Here is a 1578-nt window from a genome sequence, read left to right on the forward strand (position 1 = left end):
GCACTCGATAACGCAAATATGAAAGAGTTATATGAAATCATTTCCATAAAAACACCCATCTACATATTGCCTTAACAACAAAACTAGCAATATATTTGTCAAATCACTTCTAACTCCCCCAAACTTATTTGCATAATAACCCTGCTTTTTGTTTCATTTAATAGTTTTAATAATTTTTGTGATAGTGTATAGCATATTAAAAACTTAGAGAAAGGACTACAATGAGGTTTTACAATAATCTATCACTTAAATTAAAATTCTTAAGCCTTATTATTGGCTTTTTTGTGGCATTTGTCATTTTTTCAACACTAACAATAATGGGCGAAGAAAAATCTCTCAAACACACGCAGGCTACCATTAGAACAATGCTGCAAAAAAATGTTGAGGCAAAAATCAAACTTGGTGTGGATTCGATGGCATCTTCACTTGGTGAACTTGTCAAAGGACTAGATGAAAAGGAGCAGATTGCAATCATCGCAAAAGCCATTGATAAATTTAACTTTGAGGATGATAAATCAGGGTATTACTTTGCCTATCAGAAAGGAGTAGGTGTTGCTCATCCAAACAGAAAAGATGTTATTGGCACATCTTTATGGGATTCTAAGGATTCCAATGGTGTATACTATATACGTGAACTTTTTGAGAGTGCGAAGAATAAGCTAGGCGGTTTTGTAAGTTATGTATTTTCCAGGCCACTACCGCAAGGTGGATTCGTTGATACACAAAAGGTAGCCTATGCACAACTTATCCCAAACACACAAGATATTTGGATTGCAACGGGTGTGTATATTGATGTGTTGGATACTTATACACAACAAGCTTCAGATGCTATTTTAAATGAAATTTCACAAACACTTTATCATAACATAGCCATTTCCATGGTAGCATTTCTGCTCATTTTCTTTCCATTAATGTGGTTATTTTATAGCACACATTTACGTGGGATTTTAAATCTGCAACACAGTGTATTACATTTTTTTGCCTACCTCAATCATGAAACTAAAGAAATGGATTTCCCCCCCCCCATTGGATTCTAAAGATGAGATTGAGCGTATGGCAATAACAATTCATGAAAATGTCAAACGCACACAAGAGGGGTTGAAAAAAGATTCCATACTTGTGCGTGATGTGCTTAATCTTGTAGCAGAGGCAAAAGAGGGGAGGTTTGGCTCCATCATAGAAGATGTAAGTCTTAATCCACAGATAAATGAATTAAGAGATGCAATCAATGAAATGTCGCATACACTTTTCTTGCTTGTAGGCGATGATCTTGCTGAAGTAAAAAAGGTATTTGAATCATTTGAACGCAATGATTTCACACCAAGAATTAGTAATGCACAAGGAATTGAAGCAGGATTAAATCGACTTGGAGATTCTATTGTATCAATGTTGCAAGTATCAGCACAATATGCAAATGAACTAGATTTAAAATCAAAAGAACTTGAAGAATCTGTCCATACGCTATCACAAGGTGCCACAACACAAGCAAGCTCACTGCAACAAACTGCAGCATCAATTGAAGAGATTACAAGCTCAATGCAAAATGTAAGTGGCAGAACAAGTGAAGTTATCACACAA

At 35.3% G+C, this 1578-nt stretch carries 1 protein-coding gene and 1 pseudogene; both read left to right on the top strand.

What is annotated here, in order from left to right; translation table 11 throughout:
* Positions 1 to 221: 221 nt before the first annotated feature.
* Positions 222 to 1037 carry a cache domain-containing protein gene (locus LS81_RS12235; protein WP_052096669.1) on the top strand — a complete coding sequence of 272 codons (816 nt, stop codon included), beginning with the start codon at positions 222 to 224 and terminating at the stop codon, positions 1035 to 1037.
* Positions 994 to 1578, top strand: a pseudogene (locus tag LS81_RS12240) (methyl-accepting chemotaxis protein); the annotation flags it as partial. The gene LS81_RS12235 and the pseudogene LS81_RS12240, both read left to right, overlap by 44 nt.

The organism is Helicobacter trogontum (assembly GCF_000765905.2).
GTDB lineage: Bacteria > Campylobacterota > Campylobacteria > Campylobacterales > Helicobacteraceae > Helicobacter_A > Helicobacter_A trogontum.

Coding starts and splice junctions, on each gene's coding strand:
- LS81_RS12235 (WP_052096669.1), top strand. CDS start 222: ATGAGGTTTTACAATAATCTATCACTTAAATTAAAATTCTTAAGCCTT.